At 65.6% G+C, this 17,434-nt stretch carries 19 protein-coding genes and 1 pseudogene; 3 read left to right on the top strand and 17 right to left on the bottom strand.

Annotation, left to right across the window (positions count from 1 at the left end; translation table 11 throughout):
• Position 1: 1 nt before the first annotated feature.
• From KYG_RS08330 to flgB, 10 genes are all read right to left on the bottom strand, one after another.
• On the bottom strand, positions 2 to 1,141 hold the full coding sequence (locus tag KYG_RS08330; RefSeq protein ID WP_008904424.1) for a flagellar basal body P-ring protein FlgI: 1,140 nt from the start codon (positions 1,139 to 1,141) through the stop codon (positions 2 to 4).
• Positions 1,142 to 1,274: 133 nt separating this feature from the next.
• Positions 1,275 to 2,264 carry a hypothetical protein gene (locus tag KYG_RS08325; RefSeq protein ID WP_008904423.1) on the bottom strand — a complete coding sequence of 330 codons (990 nt, stop codon included), beginning with the start codon at positions 2,262 to 2,264 and terminating at the stop codon, positions 1,275 to 1,277.
• Positions 2,265 to 2,981, bottom strand: a complete 717-nt coding sequence (locus KYG_RS08320) for a flagellar basal body L-ring protein FlgH (protein WP_008904422.1) — start codon at positions 2,979 to 2,981, stop codon at positions 2,265 to 2,267.
• Positions 2,982 to 2,992: 11 nt separating this feature from the next.
• Positions 2,993 to 3,766: a flagellar basal-body rod protein FlgG gene (gene flgG / locus KYG_RS08315; protein WP_008904421.1), complete on the bottom strand. Its 774-nt coding sequence runs from the start codon at positions 3,764 to 3,766 to the stop codon at positions 2,993 to 2,995.
• 18 nt (positions 3,767 to 3,784) lie between these two features.
• Complete coding sequence (gene flgF / locus KYG_RS08310; RefSeq protein WP_008904420.1) at positions 3,785 to 4,525, bottom strand: flagellar basal-body rod protein FlgF; 741 nt, start codon at positions 4,523 to 4,525, stop codon at positions 3,785 to 3,787.
• Between the two features lie 15 nt (positions 4,526 to 4,540).
• Positions 4,541 to 4,714 carry a hypothetical protein gene (locus KYG_RS24325; protein ID WP_008904419.1) on the bottom strand — a complete coding sequence of 58 codons (174 nt, stop codon included), beginning with the start codon at positions 4,712 to 4,714 and terminating at the stop codon, positions 4,541 to 4,543.
• Positions 4,711 to 5,970: a flagellar hook protein FlgE gene (gene flgE / locus KYG_RS08305; RefSeq protein WP_008904418.1), complete on the bottom strand. Its 1,260-nt coding sequence runs from the start codon at positions 5,968 to 5,970 to the stop codon at positions 4,711 to 4,713. The genes KYG_RS24325 and flgE overlap by 4 nt, the downstream gene beginning before the upstream one ends.
• Positions 5,971 to 5,995: 25 nt before the next feature.
• Positions 5,996 to 6,655: a flagellar hook assembly protein FlgD gene (locus tag KYG_RS08300; protein ID WP_008904417.1), complete on the bottom strand. Its 660-nt coding sequence runs from the start codon at positions 6,653 to 6,655 to the stop codon at positions 5,996 to 5,998.
• A 15-nt stretch (positions 6,656 to 6,670) separates the two neighbouring features.
• Positions 6,671 to 7,075, bottom strand: coding sequence for a flagellar basal body rod protein FlgC (flgC, locus tag KYG_RS08295; protein WP_008904416.1), 405 nt, complete (start codon positions 7,073 to 7,075; stop codon positions 6,671 to 6,673).
• A gap of 34 nt (positions 7,076 to 7,109) precedes the next feature.
• Positions 7,110 to 7,544, bottom strand: coding sequence for a flagellar basal body rod protein FlgB (gene flgB / locus KYG_RS08290; protein ID WP_008904415.1), 435 nt, complete (start codon positions 7,542 to 7,544; stop codon positions 7,110 to 7,112).
• 214 nt (positions 7,545 to 7,758) lie between these two features.
• Here flgB and flgA point away from each other — a divergent pair, with 214 nt between their 5' ends.
• The 3 genes and pseudogenes from flgA (at position 7,759) to KYG_RS08275 (ending at position 9,367) form a co-directional block, all read left to right on the top strand.
• On the top strand, positions 7,759 to 8,517 hold the full coding sequence (gene flgA, locus KYG_RS08285; RefSeq protein WP_008904414.1) for a flagellar basal body P-ring formation chaperone FlgA: 759 nt from the start codon (positions 7,759 to 7,761) through the stop codon (positions 8,515 to 8,517).
• A gap of 93 nt (positions 8,518 to 8,610) precedes the next feature.
• Positions 8,611 to 8,930 (top strand): annotated as a pseudogene (gene flgM / locus KYG_RS08280) (flagellar biosynthesis anti-sigma factor FlgM).
• Positions 8,931 to 8,992: 62 nt separating this feature from the next.
• Positions 8,993 to 9,367 (top strand): hypothetical protein, encoded by a 375-nt coding sequence (locus tag KYG_RS08275; protein WP_008904412.1) that lies wholly within the window; start codon positions 8,993 to 8,995, stop codon positions 9,365 to 9,367.
• 226 nt (positions 9,368 to 9,593) lie between these two features.
• On the opposite strand, the gene KYG_RS08270 is transcribed toward KYG_RS08275, so the two are convergent.
• From KYG_RS08270 to cheY, 7 genes are all read right to left on the bottom strand, one after another.
• A complete protein-coding gene (locus KYG_RS08270) occupies positions 9,594 to 10,310 on the bottom strand; it encodes an RNA polymerase sigma factor FliA (RefSeq protein WP_008904411.1) in 717 nt (238 codons plus the stop codon).
• A 293-nt stretch (positions 10,311 to 10,603) separates the two neighbouring features.
• Positions 10,604 to 11,410, bottom strand: a complete 807-nt coding sequence (locus tag KYG_RS08265) for a hypothetical protein (RefSeq protein ID WP_008904410.1) — start codon at positions 11,408 to 11,410, stop codon at positions 10,604 to 10,606.
• Positions 11,403 to 12,914 (bottom strand): flagellar biosynthesis protein FlhF, encoded by a 1,512-nt coding sequence (gene flhF / locus KYG_RS08260; RefSeq protein WP_008904409.1) that lies wholly within the window; start codon positions 12,912 to 12,914, stop codon positions 11,403 to 11,405. The genes KYG_RS08265 and flhF overlap by 8 nt, the downstream gene beginning before the upstream one ends.
• The gene (gene flhA / locus KYG_RS08255) at positions 12,911 to 14,992 is read right to left on the bottom strand and encodes a flagellar biosynthesis protein FlhA (protein ID WP_008904408.1); all 2,082 of its coding nucleotides are present in this window, start codon (positions 14,990 to 14,992) and stop codon (positions 12,911 to 12,913) included. The genes flhF and flhA overlap by 4 nt, the downstream gene beginning before the upstream one ends.
• Positions 14,989 to 16,143 (bottom strand): flagellar biosynthesis protein FlhB, encoded by a 1,155-nt coding sequence (locus KYG_RS08250; protein ID WP_008904407.1) that lies wholly within the window; start codon positions 16,141 to 16,143, stop codon positions 14,989 to 14,991. Before KYG_RS08250 ends, flhA begins: the two co-directional genes overlap by 4 nt.
• Before the next feature lie 235 nt (positions 16,144 to 16,378).
• Positions 16,379 to 17,002 (bottom strand): protein phosphatase CheZ, encoded by a 624-nt coding sequence (locus tag KYG_RS08245; RefSeq protein WP_008904406.1) that lies wholly within the window; start codon positions 17,000 to 17,002, stop codon positions 16,379 to 16,381.
• Between the two features lie 4 nt (positions 17,003 to 17,006).
• On the bottom strand, positions 17,007 to 17,393 hold the full coding sequence (gene cheY / locus KYG_RS08240) for a chemotaxis response regulator CheY (RefSeq protein ID WP_008904405.1): 387 nt from the start codon (positions 17,391 to 17,393) through the stop codon (positions 17,007 to 17,009).
• Between the last annotated feature and the right edge of the window lie 41 nt (positions 17,394 to 17,434).

The following is a 17,434-nucleotide window of genomic DNA, read 5'->3' as shown; positions in this document are numbered from 1 at the left end:
GTCAGATCACTTCCAGCTCGGCGTTCAGGGCGCCTGCGGCCTTGATGGCCTGCAGGATGGCCAGCAGGTCCTGGGGGGTGACGCCCAGGCTGTTCAGGGCGCGCACCACGTCACTCAGCAGGGGCGATGCGGGCATGTTGACCACCTTGCCGCCGTCGTACTGGATGGCGATGTCGCTCTTGACGGCCGAGACGGTCTGGCCGCGCGACAGCGGGTTGGGCTGGCTGATGACCGGGGTCTCGTCGATGATGACCGACAGGTTGCCGTGGGCGATGGCACAGGGGCCCAGTGTCACGGCCTGGTTCAGAACGATGGAGCCCGTGCGCGCGTTGATGACCACCTTGGCCGCGCGGGGTGTTTCGGGCAGCGGCAGCTCTTCCAGCTCGGCAATGAAGTTCACGCGGGCATGCGCATCGGGCGGCGCCTGCACGCGCACGGTGCGTGCGTCCAGCGCTTCGGCCGTGCCCGGGCCCCGCCGTGCGTTGATGGCCTGCGCCACGGTGCGTGCCGTCTGGAAGTCCGAGGCGTTAAGCCCCAGCGTGATGGTGTCGCCTTCGTGCAGCGGCGTGGGCACCGAGCGCTCCACCAGCGCGCCGTCAGGGATGCGGCCGGCGCTGAGGTGGTTGACCTGCACGCTGCTGCGGTCGCCCGCCGTGTTGGCGCGGCCACCCGTTGCACCCGCGCCCGCCACCACCAGGTTGCCCTGGGCAATGGCATAGATCTCGCCGTCAGCGCCACGCAGTGGCGTGGCAATCAGCGTGCCGCCCTTGATGGACTTGGCCGAACCGATGGAGGACACGGTCACGTCGATCATCTGGCCGGGCTGCGCAAACGGCGGCAGCTGGGCCGTGACCACCACGGTGGCCACGTTGTCGAGCTTGAGGGCCGCCGAGCCCGGCGGCAGGCTGATGCCCATCTGCTGCAGGTAGTTCTGCATGGCCTGCCCGGTGATGGGCATGCCCGATTTGTCGCCCGTGCCGTCCAGGCCGACCACCAGTCCGTAGCCCGACAACTGGTTGTTGCGCACCCCTTGCACGGCGGCGACTTCCTTGATGCGCAGCGCCTGCGCGGGCAGGGCCAGGGTCAGCATTGCGAGTGCGGCCAGGTAGGCAATGCGGCGGGACAAAGGCAGGAAGTTCATGGCTCCATTGTGGAGACCTGTGCCGCCAGCTAAAGCGTGAAAAGAGGCGGCTTCCGGCGCTTGTTGGGGTCACAAAGTGGGCTTGGTTTCAAGCCAAATTGGCCTCTGGCGCTTATCCATCAAGCGCGGGCAGCTATCTTTTTTGATTCCTCGGGCGTTGCGCCTGGGCAGCTGGAAGCGGGTTGCGGATGCAGTAGTAGTACCCGTTGCGCACGCTGGCGATGTAGTTGGGGCGCACTTTGCCGGCATCGTCAGCGGGGTCGTACAGGCCGGTCTGCACGTGGTAGGGGGTGTGGGGCCGCAGGGTCACGCCGCCGCCGTAGAAGCCCGCGGCCTCGGCGGCTTCCATTTCGTCGACGGTGGGCAGTGCCGCCTGCTGCGACTGGCAATAGCGCTGCGCCATGTCGCGCGATACCAGCTGGTCTGCATGCCCCGGCGCAGACAGCAGCCACTGTGCAGCGCCCAAAGGGTTCTGGTGGGCGGAAAAGCGCGTGCCGCTGAAGTAGTCCACCACGGCGCGCGCCAGCGCTTCGCCCAGCTCCTGCACCGGGGCGGTGACTGTGAAGCTCTGCGATGCGCCGGTGCCCAGCCGCACCAGCGTGACGGTGGCCTGCACCAGCGTCTCCTGCAGGCGCGTGTAGCTGATGTAGGCGGCCAGTGCCACGTTGCGCGCCTTGTCCTGCAGCGCCTGCCGGGCCGCAGCATCCAGCGCGGCGGCACGCTGCAGCTCATCGGGCGAGATGCCCGAGAACTCGAAGCGCAACCGGGGCCGCGCGCCATTGATGCGGCGGCTTTGCTTGTCCACCTCGCCAATGAACTGCGTATTGACCGTGCGGCCCAGCTGGGCCAGCGCCATGCGCTCGTGGTGTGCCTGCAGCTGGTCCACCGCCTGCAGCGCTTCCAGTGTCTTGGCCGGGTCGGCCTTGGCAGTGTGCAGGTCGGCAAAGATTTTGCGGTCCTGGCCATAGTCGCCCAGGTCCGACGCGCGCACCACCGGGATGTTGGGCCAGACGGTAAAGGTCTGGTCGGGCGGGTCGCGCAGATCCTGCGCGGTGGCCAGGCCGCAGCACAGCGCCAGCGCCATGGCGGCCGGGCGCACCCACCGTGTGACCAGGAGCAGCATTTAGAACGGCGTGATGGAGTTGAAAGCGCGCGCCAGCCAGCCCATGGCCTGCGCATCGGCCTGTTCGCCCAGGCCGCGCGAGATCACACGCACGTTGGCTACATAGCGCGAGTCGATGACGCTGCCCGCGTGCCCGCGCTCGCCGCGCCGCAGATTGCGCGGGTCCACGATGCCGGAAAAGCGCAGCACATCCACGCTGCGGTTCACACCCACCTGCTTTTCGCCGGTAATGACGAGGTGGCCGTTGGGCAGCACGTCGGTGACCATCGCGGTGATGTCGGCGGTGAACTCGTTCTTGCTGGCCGTGTTGCCACTGCCGTCGAACGTGTTGGAGGAGTTGGCGCCAATGCCCGAGCGTGCGGCCAGCTTGCCATTGGTGGCGGCCGACAGCAGGGGCAGCGCGGTGATCGCACCGCCCGTTTCGCTGGTGCGGGTGACGTTGGACTTGGTGTCCTGCTTGGCGTCGATCTTCTCTTCGACCCGGATGGTGACCATGTCGCCCACAAAGCGCGCGCGCTGGTCTTCGAGCGGAGGCCGGTAGCTGGCGGTGTGGAACAGGCTGCCCGTGGCAGGCGCTGCGTTGCGCGGCTGGGCGGGGGCCAGCATCGGCGGCGCGGTGGACAGCACGTCCACGGGCGGGGGCGGGTTCAGGGTGGCGCAGCCGGTAGCGAGCAGCGCGAGGGCCATGGGGCCCGTGAGTCGCAGGAGGGTGGTCATCGCGGTGCTCCTTACAGTTGGGACAGCTTGGCCAGCATCTGGTCGGATGTCTGGATGGCCTTGGAGTTCATCTCGTAGGCACGCTGCGTCTGGATCATGCTGACCAGCTCTTCCACCACGTTGATGTTCGAGTTCTCCAGAAACTTGTGGCGGATTTCGCCCAGCGAATTGGTCAGCGGGTTGCCGGCCTCGGGCCCGCCGGAGGCCACGGTTTCGCGGTACAGGTTGTTGCCCAGCGGCTCCAGCCCGGCCGGATTCACAAAATTGGCCAGCTCGATTTGCGGCCCCGCCGTGGTGACGCCAGCGCGCGTGATCGAGACCTGACCGTTCGGGCCAATGTCCAGGGTGTCGCCAATCTGCAGGTTGATGGCCGGAATGAGCGGATAGCCCTCGTTCGTGACCACGTCGCCGTTGCCGTTGCGCGTGAAATTCCCGGCGCGCGTGTAGCCGGTGGTGCCGTCGGGCATCTGGATCTGGAAGAAGCCCTGGCCGTTGACCGCAATGTCCAGCGCGTTGCCGGTGTTGGCCAGCGAGCCCTGCATGAAATTGCGCGAGGTGGAGCCCACATTGACGCCCAGGCCCAGGTGAAGGCCCGTCGGGAGCTGCGTATCGTCGCCGGTTTGCGCGCCCACTTGCCGGTGGTTCTGGTACATCAAGTCCTGGAACACCGCGAAGTTGCGTTTGAAGCCGGTGGTGGAGACGTTGGCCAGGTTGTGCGAGATCACGTCCAGGTTGGTCTGCTGGGCGGTCATGCCGGTCTTGGCAATCCAGAGGGAATTCATCATGGCAGGGTTTCCTTTCCTTTAGCCGTTGAGGCTGAGCAGCTGGCCGGCGGACTTGTCGTTGGTTTCGGCGGTCTGCAACAGGCGCATCTGCTGCTCGAACTGGCGCGAGGCCGCAATCATTCCCACCATGCTTTCCACCGCGTTGACGTTGGAGCCTTCCAGCGCGCCCGGCTGCATGCGGGCATTGGGGTCGGCGGCAAGGGCATTGCCGTTCGCCGCGCGGAACAGGCCGTCGTCACCGCGGCGCACCGGGTTCTCCGCGTTCGCCGTGGCCAGCTTGATGCGGCCGGCTGCCACGGGCGGCTCGTTGCCCACCCGGGCCGAGACGGTGCCATCCGGTGACAGGGTGACCGTGGCGTTGGGGGGAACGTCGATGGGCGCACCGCCGTCCGACAGCACCGGCAGCCCCATCGGTGTCACGAGCTGGCCGGCATTCGACACCTCGAACTGGCCCGCGCGTGTGTAGGCTTCCGTGCCGTCCAGCCCCTGCACCGCGAACCAGGCATTGCCCTGGGCCATGGCATCGAGGTTGCGGCCCGTGGTCTGCGCGGGGCCGGGTGTGCTCACATGGCCCGACGTGGCCTCCAGCGCAAACACGCGGGTGGTGGAGCCATCGCCCTGGATGGGCACGGAGCGGAAGGTGGACATCTCTGCACGGAACCCCTGGGTGGAGGCGTTGGCGAGGTTGTTGGACAGCACGGCCTGCCGGTGGGCGGCCGCGTTGGCGCCGGTCATCGCGGTGTAAATGATGCGGTCCATGGTCGTGCTTTCCTTTCAGATTTTCACCCGGTCGCCCTGTGCGCGCGACGCCAGAAACTGGCGCGCCCCGAGCGAGGGCAGCCGCGCAAGGGCCGCCCCGCCGCGCTGGCTGCGTCCCCTCGCCCGCAGCGCGCAGCGTTGCGAGAGCGGGGGGAAGGCGCGCAGCGCCACAGGGGGGTGTTGCTTCATCGCAGATTCACCAGGGTGGACATCACCTGGTCCTGCGTCTTGATGGTCTGGGCGTTGGCCTGGTAGGCACGTTGGGCGGTCATCATGTTCACCAGCTCTGCCGTGAGGTCCACGTTGGAGTCTTCGAGTGCGCCGGAGCGCAGTGCGCCGAAGTTGCCATCGCCCGGTTTGCCCATGACGGCCGGGCCGGAGTCAAACGATTCCACCCAGTTGTTGCCACCCACGGCCAGCAGGCCCTGCGGGTTGCGGAAGTTGGCCAGCGCCACCTGCGCCTCAGCACGGGTCACGCCGTTGGAGTAGCTGGCCATCACCATCCCGTTGTTGGAGATATTGATGCTGGTGAGGTCGCCCGAGGCGTAGCCGTCCTGCGTGAGGTCGGCCACGGCGAACTTGCTGCCGAACTGGGTGACGCTGTCGAAATCGATGTTCACGTCCCAGGGAGCGGGCGGGTTGTTCGGGTTGGAGGTGGCGGGATCAACATTGACCACCATGGGGACCGTGCTGGCGGCCGGGTCGTACTTTCCGTTTCCGTCGAAGACAAGCTGGCCAATGGGAGTCGCCACGACTGGGGGAACAGCGGCCGGATCGTCCAGCTGGGTGTAGACATCCCACGTGTTGGAGCCGTTCTTCTCGAAGTAAAGGTTGACGGGGATGGGCACACCCTGCGTGTCGTACACATTGATGGACGTTCCATAGGTGGAGCGCGGTGTGGGTGGAATGGGCGGAGTGGCGGCCGGGTCACCTGCTGCGTCCTTGGCGCGCGCATCCAGGTTCAGCGTGGCGGTCATGTTCAGGGTCTGCTTGGCCTCGATAGGTGCCCCGGTGGGAAAGCTCAGCGGCTGTGCTTCCGACGTGCTCAGACCCGTGGCCGGGTCCACCCGGAACCCCATCACCTGCGCGCCGTTGTTGGTTACCAGATCGCCGGACTTGTCCAGTTTGAAGTTGCCAGCGCGCGTGTACGCGGGGGTGCCATCCGTCTGCATCACCTTGAAGAAGCCATTGCCGTTGATGGCCACATCCAGGTTGTTGCCCGTGACGTTGACGTTGCCCTGGGAGAACTGCTGGGCCACAGCAGCCACCTCCACCCCGATACCGTAGTTGCCGCCGCCGCCGCCCATCGAGGCGGCCACCATCTCGGCAAACTCGGCGCGCGAGGCCTTGAAACCGGTGGTATTGGCATTGGCGATGTTGTGGCCGATCACATCCAGGTTCTTGCTGGAGGCGTTCAGGCCCGAGAGGCCGTGTTGGAAACCCATGGTGTGCTCCTGAGAGGAATCGAAATTACAGAATGGCCTTGATGCCGGATTGGGTGGTCATGCCGCCGCGGGCCAGCTGCATTTGCAGCGTGCCGTTGTCCATGCTGATGGCGGACACGGTGTCGATGGTCAGGGACGATGACGCCACAGGCACCTCCCCATTGGCAGCCAGCACCTTGAAACGCAGGCCTGCGCTGTCGCCCTCGTAGCCGGCTGCGTCCCATGCAAAGTTGTAGCGCCCCGCAGGCAGCGCACCCATGTCCACGGTGCCCAGCTCTTTGCCGGTGGCGTCCAGCACCTGGACCTTCACGCTGGCCGCAGAGCCTGCGAGGTCGAAGGCGCCCGTAGCCTTGCTGGTTTCGCTGTCCAGCGCCAGGCTGTTGCCTTCCACCAGCACCTGGCGGCCCACCATGGCGCTGCCCTGCATCAGCTGCTGGGCGGCGAACTGGCTGACCAGCCCCTTCACGGTGTCATTGAGTTGCTGGATGCCGGTGACGGTGTTGATCTGCGCGATCTGCGAGGTCATCTGGGCGTTGTCCAGGGGGTTCATCGGGTCCTGGTTGTTCAGCTGCGCAACCAGCAGCTTCAGGAACCGGTCTTGCGCGGCAGCCGGGTCGGTGGCGGATTCCGCCTTGGAAGAAGCCGCGGTGCCCGGGGCCGTGGAGGAGGTGACGCTGGAAATCATGGCGGTGTCCTGGTGTTACTGGCCCATCTGCAGGGTCTTGAGGAGCAGCGTCTTGGCCGTGTTCATGACTTCGACGTTGTTCTGGTAGGAGCGGGAGGCCGAGATCATGTTGACCATCTCCTCCACGGCGTTGACGTTGGAATGGGTCACGTAGCCCTGGTCGTCGGCCAGCGGGTGGCTGGGGTCGTGCACCCGGCGGCCCGGCGAGTCGCTTTCGCTGATGGCGCTCACGCGCACACCGGCCGAGCTTTCCGGGCCCATGGGTGCGGTCTGGAACACCACCTGTCGGGCCTTGTAGGCCTGGCCATCGGGCCCGGCCACGGCGTCGACGTTGGCCAGGTTGCTGGCCACCACGTTGAGCCGCTGGGACTGGGCACTGACGGCACTTCCAGAGACGCTGAAGATGGAGAACATGGACATGGGGAACTCGCTTTCTGCGCGGCGGGGCTATCGGTTACTGGCCCTGGATCGCGCTGAGCATGGTTTTGGCGTTGCCATTGATAAAGCGCAGCGTGGTCTCGTAGCGCACCGCGTTGTCGACAAAGTTGGCCCGCTCGCGGTCCAGATCGACCGTGTTGTTGTCCAGGCTGGGCTGTGACTGCACGGAGTAGCCCAGCGTGCCGGGGGCGCCTGTGCCTGAGCTGGCAGCGGGCAGCGGGATGTGGCGGGGGTCGGTGGCGCCCCGGGTGCCGACGGGAGTGCCTGCCGCCATGCGGCTGTCGCCGGAGCCGGTGGCCTCGCGCATGGCATCTGCAAAACGGAAGTCGCGGGCCACATAACCGGGGGTGTCTGCGTTGGCAATGTTGCTTGCGATGGCGCGCTGGCGCTCGGCGCGCAGGATCAGCGCGTTTCCGAGGAAGTCCATCCGGTTGGTCATCTTGTCAAGCATGTTGGCCTTACACCCTGGGTTGCATTCAACAGAGCCGGGGACAGGTTCCGGCGTGGTTCGATTGTGAAAGCCGGTGCGTTTTGCTAAAGCGCGAAGAACGCGCCATTGCACGCGCAGTTCCGGGTTTTGCCCGCGCCCGGCGTGCCTATAGTTCCAGTCGTGAAATAGTCTTTGCCGCCCGTGCGGGCAGTGCAGCAATGCCCAGGAGGCCCCCATGCCATCAATCCGTTTTTCTTCTGCCATGCCCCGCCGTGCCGCCCGCCTGGTTCGCGCGTGCGCCCTGGGGGTGCTGGCCTTGGCGGGCAGCGGCGCCGCTCTGGCCCAGGCCGCTCCAGACCCGGGCACCGATCTCGGCCCACTGACCGAGCGCTGGCTGGACGACGCCATGTCGCGCAACCAGGCCGCTGGATTGCCCCTGCGCATGGAAGTGAGCGTTGGCTCGCTGGATTCGCGCCTGCGGCTGGCGCCGTGCGCGCGGGTCGAGCCCTATCTGCCAACGGGCGCCAAGCTTTGGGGGCGTACCCGGCTGGGGCTGCGGTGTGTCGAAGGGCCCACCGCCTGGAACGTGTTCCTGCCGGTCACCGTCAAGGCCTTCGGCCCGGCGTGGGTGTTGACCGGCCCGGTGGCGACGGGCACGGTGCTCTCCGCCCAGGACGCCATGGAGGCCGAGGTGGACTGGGCCGAGGAATCGGCGCCCGTCATGGCCAACCCGGAAATGTGGGTGGGGCAGGTGGCTGCGCGCCCGCTGGTTGCGGGCCAGGCGCTGCGCCAAAGCATGGTCCGGGCGCCCCAGCTGTTCCGGGCCGGGGCCCAGGTCAAGGTCCAGGCGCAGGGCCCGGGCTATGCGGTCACTTCGGCCGGGCAGGCCATGTCGGCTGGTGTCGCAGGGCAGATTGTTCGCATTCGCATGGACAATGGTCGAATCATTAGCGGCACTGTGAATGAATCTGGGACTGTTGTGGTCGCGCTGTGATGACGTTGGCGCGATAAATCGCTAAAGTCCCGGCCAAATGGGTCGAAAACATTGCTACTGTGCCCCACATCAAACGGGGTGGTGGAGAGAGCGATGAAGATTGGTCAACAACCGGAACTCCCGGGCGCCTTGGCGCAGACGGGGCTTGCCAAGCAAGTCAAAAGCCCCCCAGCGCTGCTGAAGGGGCTGCCAAAGATGCTGCGGCGGTGTCATCCGCCGGTGTGCCTGTCACCGTTTCCACTGCTGCGCGTGCGCTGAACCAGACGGCACGCTCCACTGCCGATTTTGATGCTGGCAAGGTCCAGGCTGTGCGCACCGCCATCGAGAAAGGCACGTTCTCGGTGAACGCTGACGCCATTGCCGACAAGATGCTCTCCAACGCCGCAGAAATCCTGGCCCGCTCGCGCGGCTGATTGATCCCCCATCGCATCGCAACTTCTCTGGCAGGCAGGCGCCATCCACCGCACAATGCGCCATGCCACTGGAAGAATCCCTCTCGGCTGTTGAGCAGCTGATCGAAAAAGTCTCTGCCGCCCTTCTGGCGGCAGATCCCCAATCCCTGGAAAAGAGCAGCACCGCGCTGCGTGACGCGGCGGCGCAGTTGACCTACGCGCTGGAGCAGTCTGCGCAACGGGGCCAGCCCTTGCCCGCGCCGCTGCAACAGCGTGTAGAGGCCATTGGCGCCATGCTGGCCAACCAGCGCGAAGGGTTGGCAAGGCTGTCCGCCAACGCCGACCGGCAGGTTGCAGGCCTGCTGCCCGAGGCCGGCACACCCGCCACCTATGGTGACGGTAGGGCGGTGCAGCCCGGCAAAGCGGGCGTGGCACGCATCTACAAGTCGGCGGGATAAGCTCAAACCCAAAAAAGATAGCTGCTTGCGCTTGTCGTTATTGAGTTTCAGATAGATAACTGTCTGAAACCATTGACTGACAAGCGCAAGCAGCTATTGTTTTATGGAGTCGGCACCCTGTTGATGCTTTAAAAGCCCGAACGGTTCAATGGGGTTCGTGCCGACTCAAAAGTACTCGTGAGTGCTTCTGAATGCCCACCCGGCGCAGCCGGGAGACGGGTCGCGCTCAGTGCGCCCGCATTTTGGCCCGCAGGCGGGCGATGGACTGGCTGTGCAGCTGACACACGCGGGATTCGGTGACCCCCAGCACGGCGGCAATCTCCTTGAGGTTCATGTCGTGCTCGTAGTACATGCCCATGATGTGCTGCTCGCGCTCGGGCAGGGTCTTGATGGCGTTGACCAGCGATATCTTGAGGCGCTGGTCGCGCAGCAATTCCATCGGGTCGGCGTCGCTGTCGGCCACATGGCGGTCGAGGAAACCGTCATCGTCCTCGTTGCCGCGGGTCATGTCTTCCAGGTACACCAGCTGCGTGCCCCGCACCTTGCCCAGCAGGCTCTGGTATTCGGGCAGGCCCATGCCCAATTCGCTGGCGATTTCCGACTCCAGCGGGCTGCGGCCGAGTTTTTGCTCCAGCCGCTGCACCGCGTGCTCGATGTCTTTCTGGCTTTTGCGCGAGCTGCGGCTCATCCAGTCGCCCTCGCGCAACTCGTCGAGCATGGCGCCCCGGATGCGCTGGGTGGCAAAGGTTTCGAACTGCACACCCTGGGTCACTTCGTAGCGCGACAGGGCTTCCGCCAGGCCCATCATGCCCACCTGGATCAGGTCGTCCAGCTCCACATTGGGGGGCAGCTTGGCGATCATGTGGTGCGCAATCCTTCGCACCAGCGGCACGTGCTGGCGGATGGTCGCATCACGATCGAGCTGGCCTTTGGAGGTGTACATAGAGAGCGTGTTATGCACTTATACGTGCCCACGAAAGCCGGGGCAAGGCCCGACAACGAGACGCAGGACGCGTCGCAGTATCCATACTGCCAGCGGCCTGCAACGACGTGGCCGGGCCTTGCCCCGGCTTTCCCTCCGGGCTGACCCCAGAGGCAGGCACTCGCCGCGTTGCAGCACTTGCCAACGCCACGGCTTGGCTGCGCACTGCGCCTTGCGATCACCGGCCTCTGGGGTCAACGTGGGTACGTATAAGTGCATAACACGCTCTGGTCAACAGCTCCGGACAATTCAGGTCAATGGCTCCGGACAAAATGCGCGGGCGTGCCTGTCAAGTTGCCGGCAGGCAGTGCAGTCAGCGCAGTCAGCGGTTCACTGATAGTGCCCGCATTCTCCAGCAGTTGCAAGGCAAGGCGCTGAACGTCCTGGGGGTTCTGCGTGGCGATGGTGGTGGTGCGCACGGGGCCGCCCAGGTGGCGCTCCGCGCAGTCCTGCAGCGTCATCAGCGCATGCTGGGTCTTGCGCCGCTCTGCGGGCGTGTTGCCCCGCAGCAAAGCGGCCACCATGCAGGGCAGCCCGGTGTGGACAGCGATCTGTTTGAGGCTCTTGTAGCTGCTCAGCACCCCGGCCGAGCCGTCGCCCATCACCACCAGCGGCACGGTGGCGGTGTGCGTCAGCAGCGGCCCGAGCGTGGCAGCAGGCGCGTGCAGCACGATCAACCCATAGGTTCTGAAGTAGGGCAGCAGGCTGGGCAGGGGCGCGGTCTCGTTGCGGCTGGCCTCGCGGCTGATGCGCTGCAGGCCTTTGGCTGCGGGAATCACCGCCAGTGATGAGGCCATGGCCCCCATGTTCAGGCTCACGCCCTCGTTCCACGGCGCCTGTTGCAGCAGGTGCAGCAGGCCCGGGTACTCGTCCGTCTCCTGCGCAGTGCCGTCAAGCACTACCACCGGGTAGCCCAGGCGCTGCAGGCTCGCGCAGATCTGCCAGAGCGTCTCCAGGCCAGTGCCCGCGTTGTCCTGGCTGGCAACAGCCACCACGCGCAGTTCTGACTGCGGGGTGAAGCTGTGCAGGCCGGCCGCCTGGTGAAAGCCGATATCAAGCATCGACCAGCCCCCGCTCGTTCATGTTCATGTTCACGCCCACGCTGTCGGGCGAATGCGAGAAGAAGAAGTTCAGGTCCGTCGCCTTGGGGTCGAAGGCCGACTTGGCGGGCGCGCGCATGGAGGTGCTGATGAGCTTGTGCGCGTCGGCACGTTCCCAGTCTTCCGGCACGCGCTGGCCGTTGGTCACGCCGCGCAGCACCATCTGGTGGCGGATCAGTGCGTCGATGGCGGGGCCCAGCTTCACGGCCTCATCCACCTTGGACAGGATGGCCTGCTGCGAGCCTTCGGTCTTGAATGCGGTGAGCACGTCGTCCAGCGTGTCGCCATGGCAGCCCGCGTTGAGCACCAGCAGGCGGTTGACGTGGGGCAGGTCCAGCACGTCCAGCATGTCGCGCTTGCGCGGGTCGCGGGGGGCCACGCCGGTGGTGTCGATCAGCACCATCTTCTTGCCGCTGAGCAAGCCCAGCAGGTCTTGCAGCGCGGCGCGGTCATGCGCCAGGTGGGCCACGATGCCCAGCATGCGGCCATAGCTGCGCAGCTGCTCGTGCGCACCCACGCGGTAGGTGTCCAGGGTGATCAGGCCCACGCTGCCGGGGCCATGGATGCGCGCACACAGCGCGGCCAGCTTGGCCGTGGTGGTGGTCTTGCCCACGCCGGTGGAGCCCACCATGGCAAAGATGCCGCCTTGCTCATACAGCGGTGCCTCGGCCTGGTCGGTCTTGAGGTTGCGCTCCAGCACTTCCATCAGCCAGCGCACCGATTCGGCGGCCGACAGGTCTTCGGGCATGCGCTCGAGCACGGCGCGGGCCAGCGAGGGCGAGTAGCCCGCGCGGATCATCTTGAGCATGAGGTTGGACTGGATCGGGTTCTGGCGCGCCTGCCCGAGCCAGGCCAGCGTGTTGAAGCGGTCTTCGATCAACTCCTTCACGGCATGGAGTTCGTTCATCACGCTTTGCTGGTTGCTGTTCGACGCAGCCAGGTGGGTGCTGACGGCTTCCTGCCGGCGGCGTGGAGGCTCTGGTGGAATGTCCATGGGGATGCTGCGCAGCGGGTTGTGGCGTACCACGGCGGGCGCGGGCATGCGTTCACGCTCGGGCTCCTGGTCGCGGCTGCGTTCCGACAGGGTTTGTGGTTCGGCCGGGCCGTTGAGTGCCTCGTGGCGGCGGCGCAGCATGCGCTCGCGCACGTAGTCCTGGAACGACAGCGTGCTCATCGCCAGCTGCTCGGTGTCTTCCTCGACCGGGTTGCGGTCCAGGGTGCTGGCGGCGGGCTGGCTGGCGCGCTGCGGTGCGGTGCGGGCAGGCTTGGGGGCGAGCAGGGGCGGGTTGCTGGACGGTGCGGCCCCGCCATCCAGTGCCGACAGGGTGTCTTCCGCCGTGGCCACCACCTCGACGCCGTTGGCCGTGGGGCGGTTGGACAGGATCAGTGTGCCGTCGCCAAAGGCCATGCGCGCCTTGGCCAGAGCCTCCCGGGAGGTGGGGGCGGTAAAGCGTTTGATGTTCATGCTGATGCACCTTTAAGGATCGGCCCAATACGGATGGTGTGGGTCTCGGGGATTTCACTGTGCGCAAGCACCTGCAGCCGGGGCGCCACGCGGCGCACCAGGCGGGAGATGGCGTTGCGGATCTGGTCGGGAACCAGCAGGCAGGCGGGCAGGCCCATCTCTTCCTGCTTCAGGGCCACTTCGGCGGCCTTTTGCGTGAGGATGTCGGCCACGCCAGGGTCGAGCGCAGGGCCGGCCGCATTGCCCAGCGCCTGCACCAGAAGGCGCTCCAGGCCGGGCTCGATGGCAATCACGTTGAGTTCGCGGGTGGGGCCGTAGATCTGCTGCACGATGGCGGGCGACAGCGCAATGCGCACGCGGCGGGCCAGCTCGACCGGGTCGGAGATGCCACCGGCAAACTCGGCCAGCGTTTCGATGATGGTGCGGATATCGCGGATGTGCACAGACTCTTCCAGCAGCAGCTGCAGGACTTTCTGGAACGTTGCGATGGAGACCATTTTCGGAACCACTTCTTCGATGAGCTTGGGGGCCAGCTTGGCCACGTGTTCCACCAGTTGCTGGGTCTCGGTACGACTCAGAAGCTTGGCGGCTTGCACTTGCATCAAGTGTGACAAATGGGTGGCCATCACGGTTTCGGAATCAACCACCGTAAAACCCGCCATTTGTGCCGCTTCCTTCTGCCGGTCGTCGATCCAGTGCGCAGGCAGGCCAAACGCCGGGTCGGTGGTGGGCGTGCCAATCAGCGGCGTGCTGATGCCGCCGGGGTTGATCGCCAGGAACATGCCGGGGAAGGCCTCGCCTTCGCCCACCACCACGCCACGCAGCGTGATGCGGTAGCCGCTGGGCTTGAGTTCGAGGTTGTCGCGCACGTGCACGGCGGGCGGCAAAAAGCCCACCTCCTGCGCAAACTTGCGGCGCACACCCTTGATGCGGGTGAGCAGGTCGCCCTGGCGGCTCTTGTCCACCAGGCTGATCAGGCGGTAACCCAGCTCCAGGCCCAGCAGGTCCACCGGCTGCAGGTCGTCCCAGGTGGCTTCGCCGTCGCTCACGGGGGCGGGCGGGGCCTCCACTTCGGGGGGTACCTTCTGGCGTTCGTACAGCACCCAGGCCACGTAGCCGAGCAGGCTGCCCATGGTCAGAAACACCACGTGCGGCATGCCCGGAATGACGCCCAGCAAGATCAGGATGCCCGCCGTCACGCCCAGCACGCGGGGCGACATGAACAGCTGCTGCACGATCTGGCGGCCCATGTCGTGCTCCTTGCCCACGCGCGAGATCACCATGGCAGCCGCCACCGAGATCAGCAGGCCCGGAATCTGCGCCACCAGCGCATCGCCGATGGCCAGCAGGATGTAGCTGTCGGCCGCCTGCCCGGCAGAAAGGCCGTGCTGCAGCATGCCGATGGCGAAGCCGCCCACGATGTTGATGATCAGGATCAGGATGCCGGCAATCGCATCGCCGCGCACAAATTTGGAGGCGCCGTCCATCGAGCCGAAGAAGTTCGCTTCTTCCGACACCTCGGCGCGGCGGCGTTTGGCTTCTTTCTCGTCGATCAGCCCGGCATTCAGGTCGGCGTCCACGGCCATCTGCTTGCCCGGCATGGCATCCAGCGTGAAGCGGGCCGACACCTCGGCAATGCGCTCGGCGCCCTTGGTGATCACCACAAAGTTGATCACCACCAGAATGGCAAACACGATCAGGCCGACGGCAAAGTTGCCGCCGATCAGGAAGTGGCCGAAGGCCTCGATCACTGCGCCCGCAGCACCCGGGCCCTGGTGGCCTTCGAGCAGAACCACGCGCGTGGAGGCCACGTTCAGCGACAGGCGCATCAGCGTGGTGAGCAGCAGCACCGAGGGGAACGCCGCAAAATCCAGCGGCCGCAGCATGTAGGCGGCCACCATCATCACCATCAGGGCCACGGCGATGTTCAGCGTGAAAAATGCATCGAGCATCCACGGCGGGATGGGCAGCACCATCAGGGCCAGGATGGCAACCACCAGCAGCGGGGCCGACAGGCCCTGCAAGGCGCCCGAGTGGCTGCCCGCCCATTGCTGAAGGGACTTTACGGAGGTGTTCATACGGCAGCGCCTTGTGCAGGAGTGCGGTTCAACGGATCGAGCTCAGGCGGCACAAAAGGCTCCACCAGGCTGTCGGGCATGCGGCCTTCGCCGCGCAGTGCGGCCTTCAGGCGGTACACATAGGCCAGCACCTGGGCCACGGCGGTGTACAGCGTGGCGGGAATGGCCTGGTCGAGCTCGGCGTGGGCATACAGCGCGCGCGCCAGCATGGGCGACTGCAGCACGGGCACGTCGTGCGCCTTGGCCACATCGCGGATCTTCATGGCGACGAGGTCGGTACCGCGCGAGATGACCTGCGGCGCGCTCATGGTTTTTTCGTCGTACTTGAGCGCCACCGCATAGTGGGTGGGGTTCATCACCACAAAGTCGGCCTTGGGCACGGCACCCACGCTGGCGCGGTCGGCAATCTCGCGCTGCTTCTGGCGGATGCGGCCCTTGGTGTGGGGGCTGCCTTCCGACTCCTTGTGCTCCTGCTTGACTTCTTCGTGCGACATCTTGAGCCGGTCCTTGAAGAAGTAGGCTTGCAGGGGCACGTCGATCAGGGCCGCCAGAAACACCACCAACAGCAGCAGGCTCATCCCCGACGTCAGCCAGTCCGCCAGCTGGCGGATGGCAATGGGGGAGGGTTGCAGCACCAGCATGGCCACGCTCTCGATGCTGCTGCCGATGAACTTCCAGGCGACGTAGCTCAGGATCGCCGTCATCAGCACCATCTTGGCCACGTTGGCCATCTGCTGCTTGGAAAACAGGTTGGCAAACCCCGAGATGGGGTTCAGGCGGTTGAACTGCGGTGTGATGGGCTTGAGGCTGAAGATCCAGCCGCCCGCCCCGATCGCGCTGACGAGGGCGGCCGTGCTGGTAAGAATGGCGAATACCGCGCTGGCGATCAGCCCGACCATGACCATGTCCTTCAGGCGCTTGAGCATGCTGCCCGGCGCCATCACGGTGGCGGCGTCAAACGCCAGCTGCTGGCCCATGGCCCATTCCATGCGCGCCATCAGCTCGGGGGCCAGCACCAGCAGGCAGGCCGCCCCTGCGCCCAGTATCGCCAGGTGCGACAGGTCGCGCGAGCGCGCTCCCTGACCGTCCTGGCGCGTTTTCTGCAACTTGCGCTCGGTTGCGGGGAGGCTTTTTTCTTGGCTGGATTCCATGGTGGCATGACGGCTGGTGTCATGCCATTGTCGTGAGCGACCCGGAAATCTAAAGCGGGATAAGGGGGGCGCAGCCCCTTCTTATCCGCACCGCAGTGCACGCTGCGGGCGACGGCTCCCACCGCCTGGCCCCCCTTGGCAGGCACTACGGAATGTGAAGCAAATTATTCAAAAATGATAGCTGTCAGCGCTTGCTGCATAAGCGCCGGAGCCCATTTTGACCAATATTTCAGCCTCAGAAGCCGAGGCTGGCCAGCAGGTCGTCCACCTGGGACTGGTCGGTCACCACATCCGGGGTGCTTTCGGGGTCCACCACCGGGCCCTGCAGGTGCTGGGCGCGGGGTGCCTCGGCCACCGGAATCTGCGCGTTTGGCGGAGCCGTCTGGATGAGCAGCTGCACCAGCTGGTCTTCAATGGTGGCCGCCAGGTTCACCACCCGGGCAATCACCTGGCCGGTGAGATCGTGGAAATCCTGCGCCATCATGATTTCGGTGAGGTGCGTATCGGCTTCCTTGGTCACCCGCTCCACATCGGTCAGGAAGTTGAAGATCTCGCCCTTGGCCACGGCGGCCACCGGGTCGGCCACCAGTGCGTTGACCACCCGGCGCGTTTCAGAGGCGATGTAGTCGTGCTGGGCCTTGGCCTGCTCCACACGGTTGAGCACCTTCTCGGCCGCTTCGCCCGTGAGGCGGGCAATGTACGACAGGCGGCTTTGCGCATCGGGCAGCTCGCCCATGGAGCCGCGCAGCTTCTCGGCGTAGCCCAGCTCGTTGAGCGAGTCGTGCAGCTGGCGTGTCAGCAGACCAATCTTGTGGTGTACGTTGGCCGGCGTCTGGCTGTTGTCCGGTGTGGCATCCATGGCGTCATAGCCCCATCTTCTTGAGGATCAAGGTCACCTTCTCTTCCAGGGTCGCTTTGGTGAAAGGCTTGACGATGTAGCCCGCTGCACCGCCCTGGGCGGCCGCCACGATGTCTTCCTTGCGGGCTTCGGCAGTCACCATCAGAACGGGCAGGTGCTTGAGCTTGTCGTCCTTCTTGATTTCGGCGAGCAACTGAAACCCGTTCATGTTGGGCATGTTGATGTCGGTGACCACAAAGTCGAACTTGCTGCTGCGCAGCTTGTTCAATGCGGCCACGCCATCTTCGGCCTCGTCGGCATCGGCAAAACCGCTTTCCTTGAGCAGGTTGCGCACAATGCGCCGCATGGTGGAGAAGTCGTCAACGATCAAAAAACGAAGGGCTGTGGTCACGTGGGACCCTTTCAGTCGGAAATGGCTAGGGATATTGTCAG

It is taken from the genome of Acidovorax sp. NO-1, from assembly GCF_000238595.1.
In the GTDB taxonomy this organism is placed as follows: domain Bacteria; phylum Pseudomonadota; class Gammaproteobacteria; order Burkholderiales; family Burkholderiaceae_C; genus Acidovorax.
Note: the sequence above shows the minus strand (reverse complement) of the source record. Positions and strands in the feature narration are given on the sequence as shown.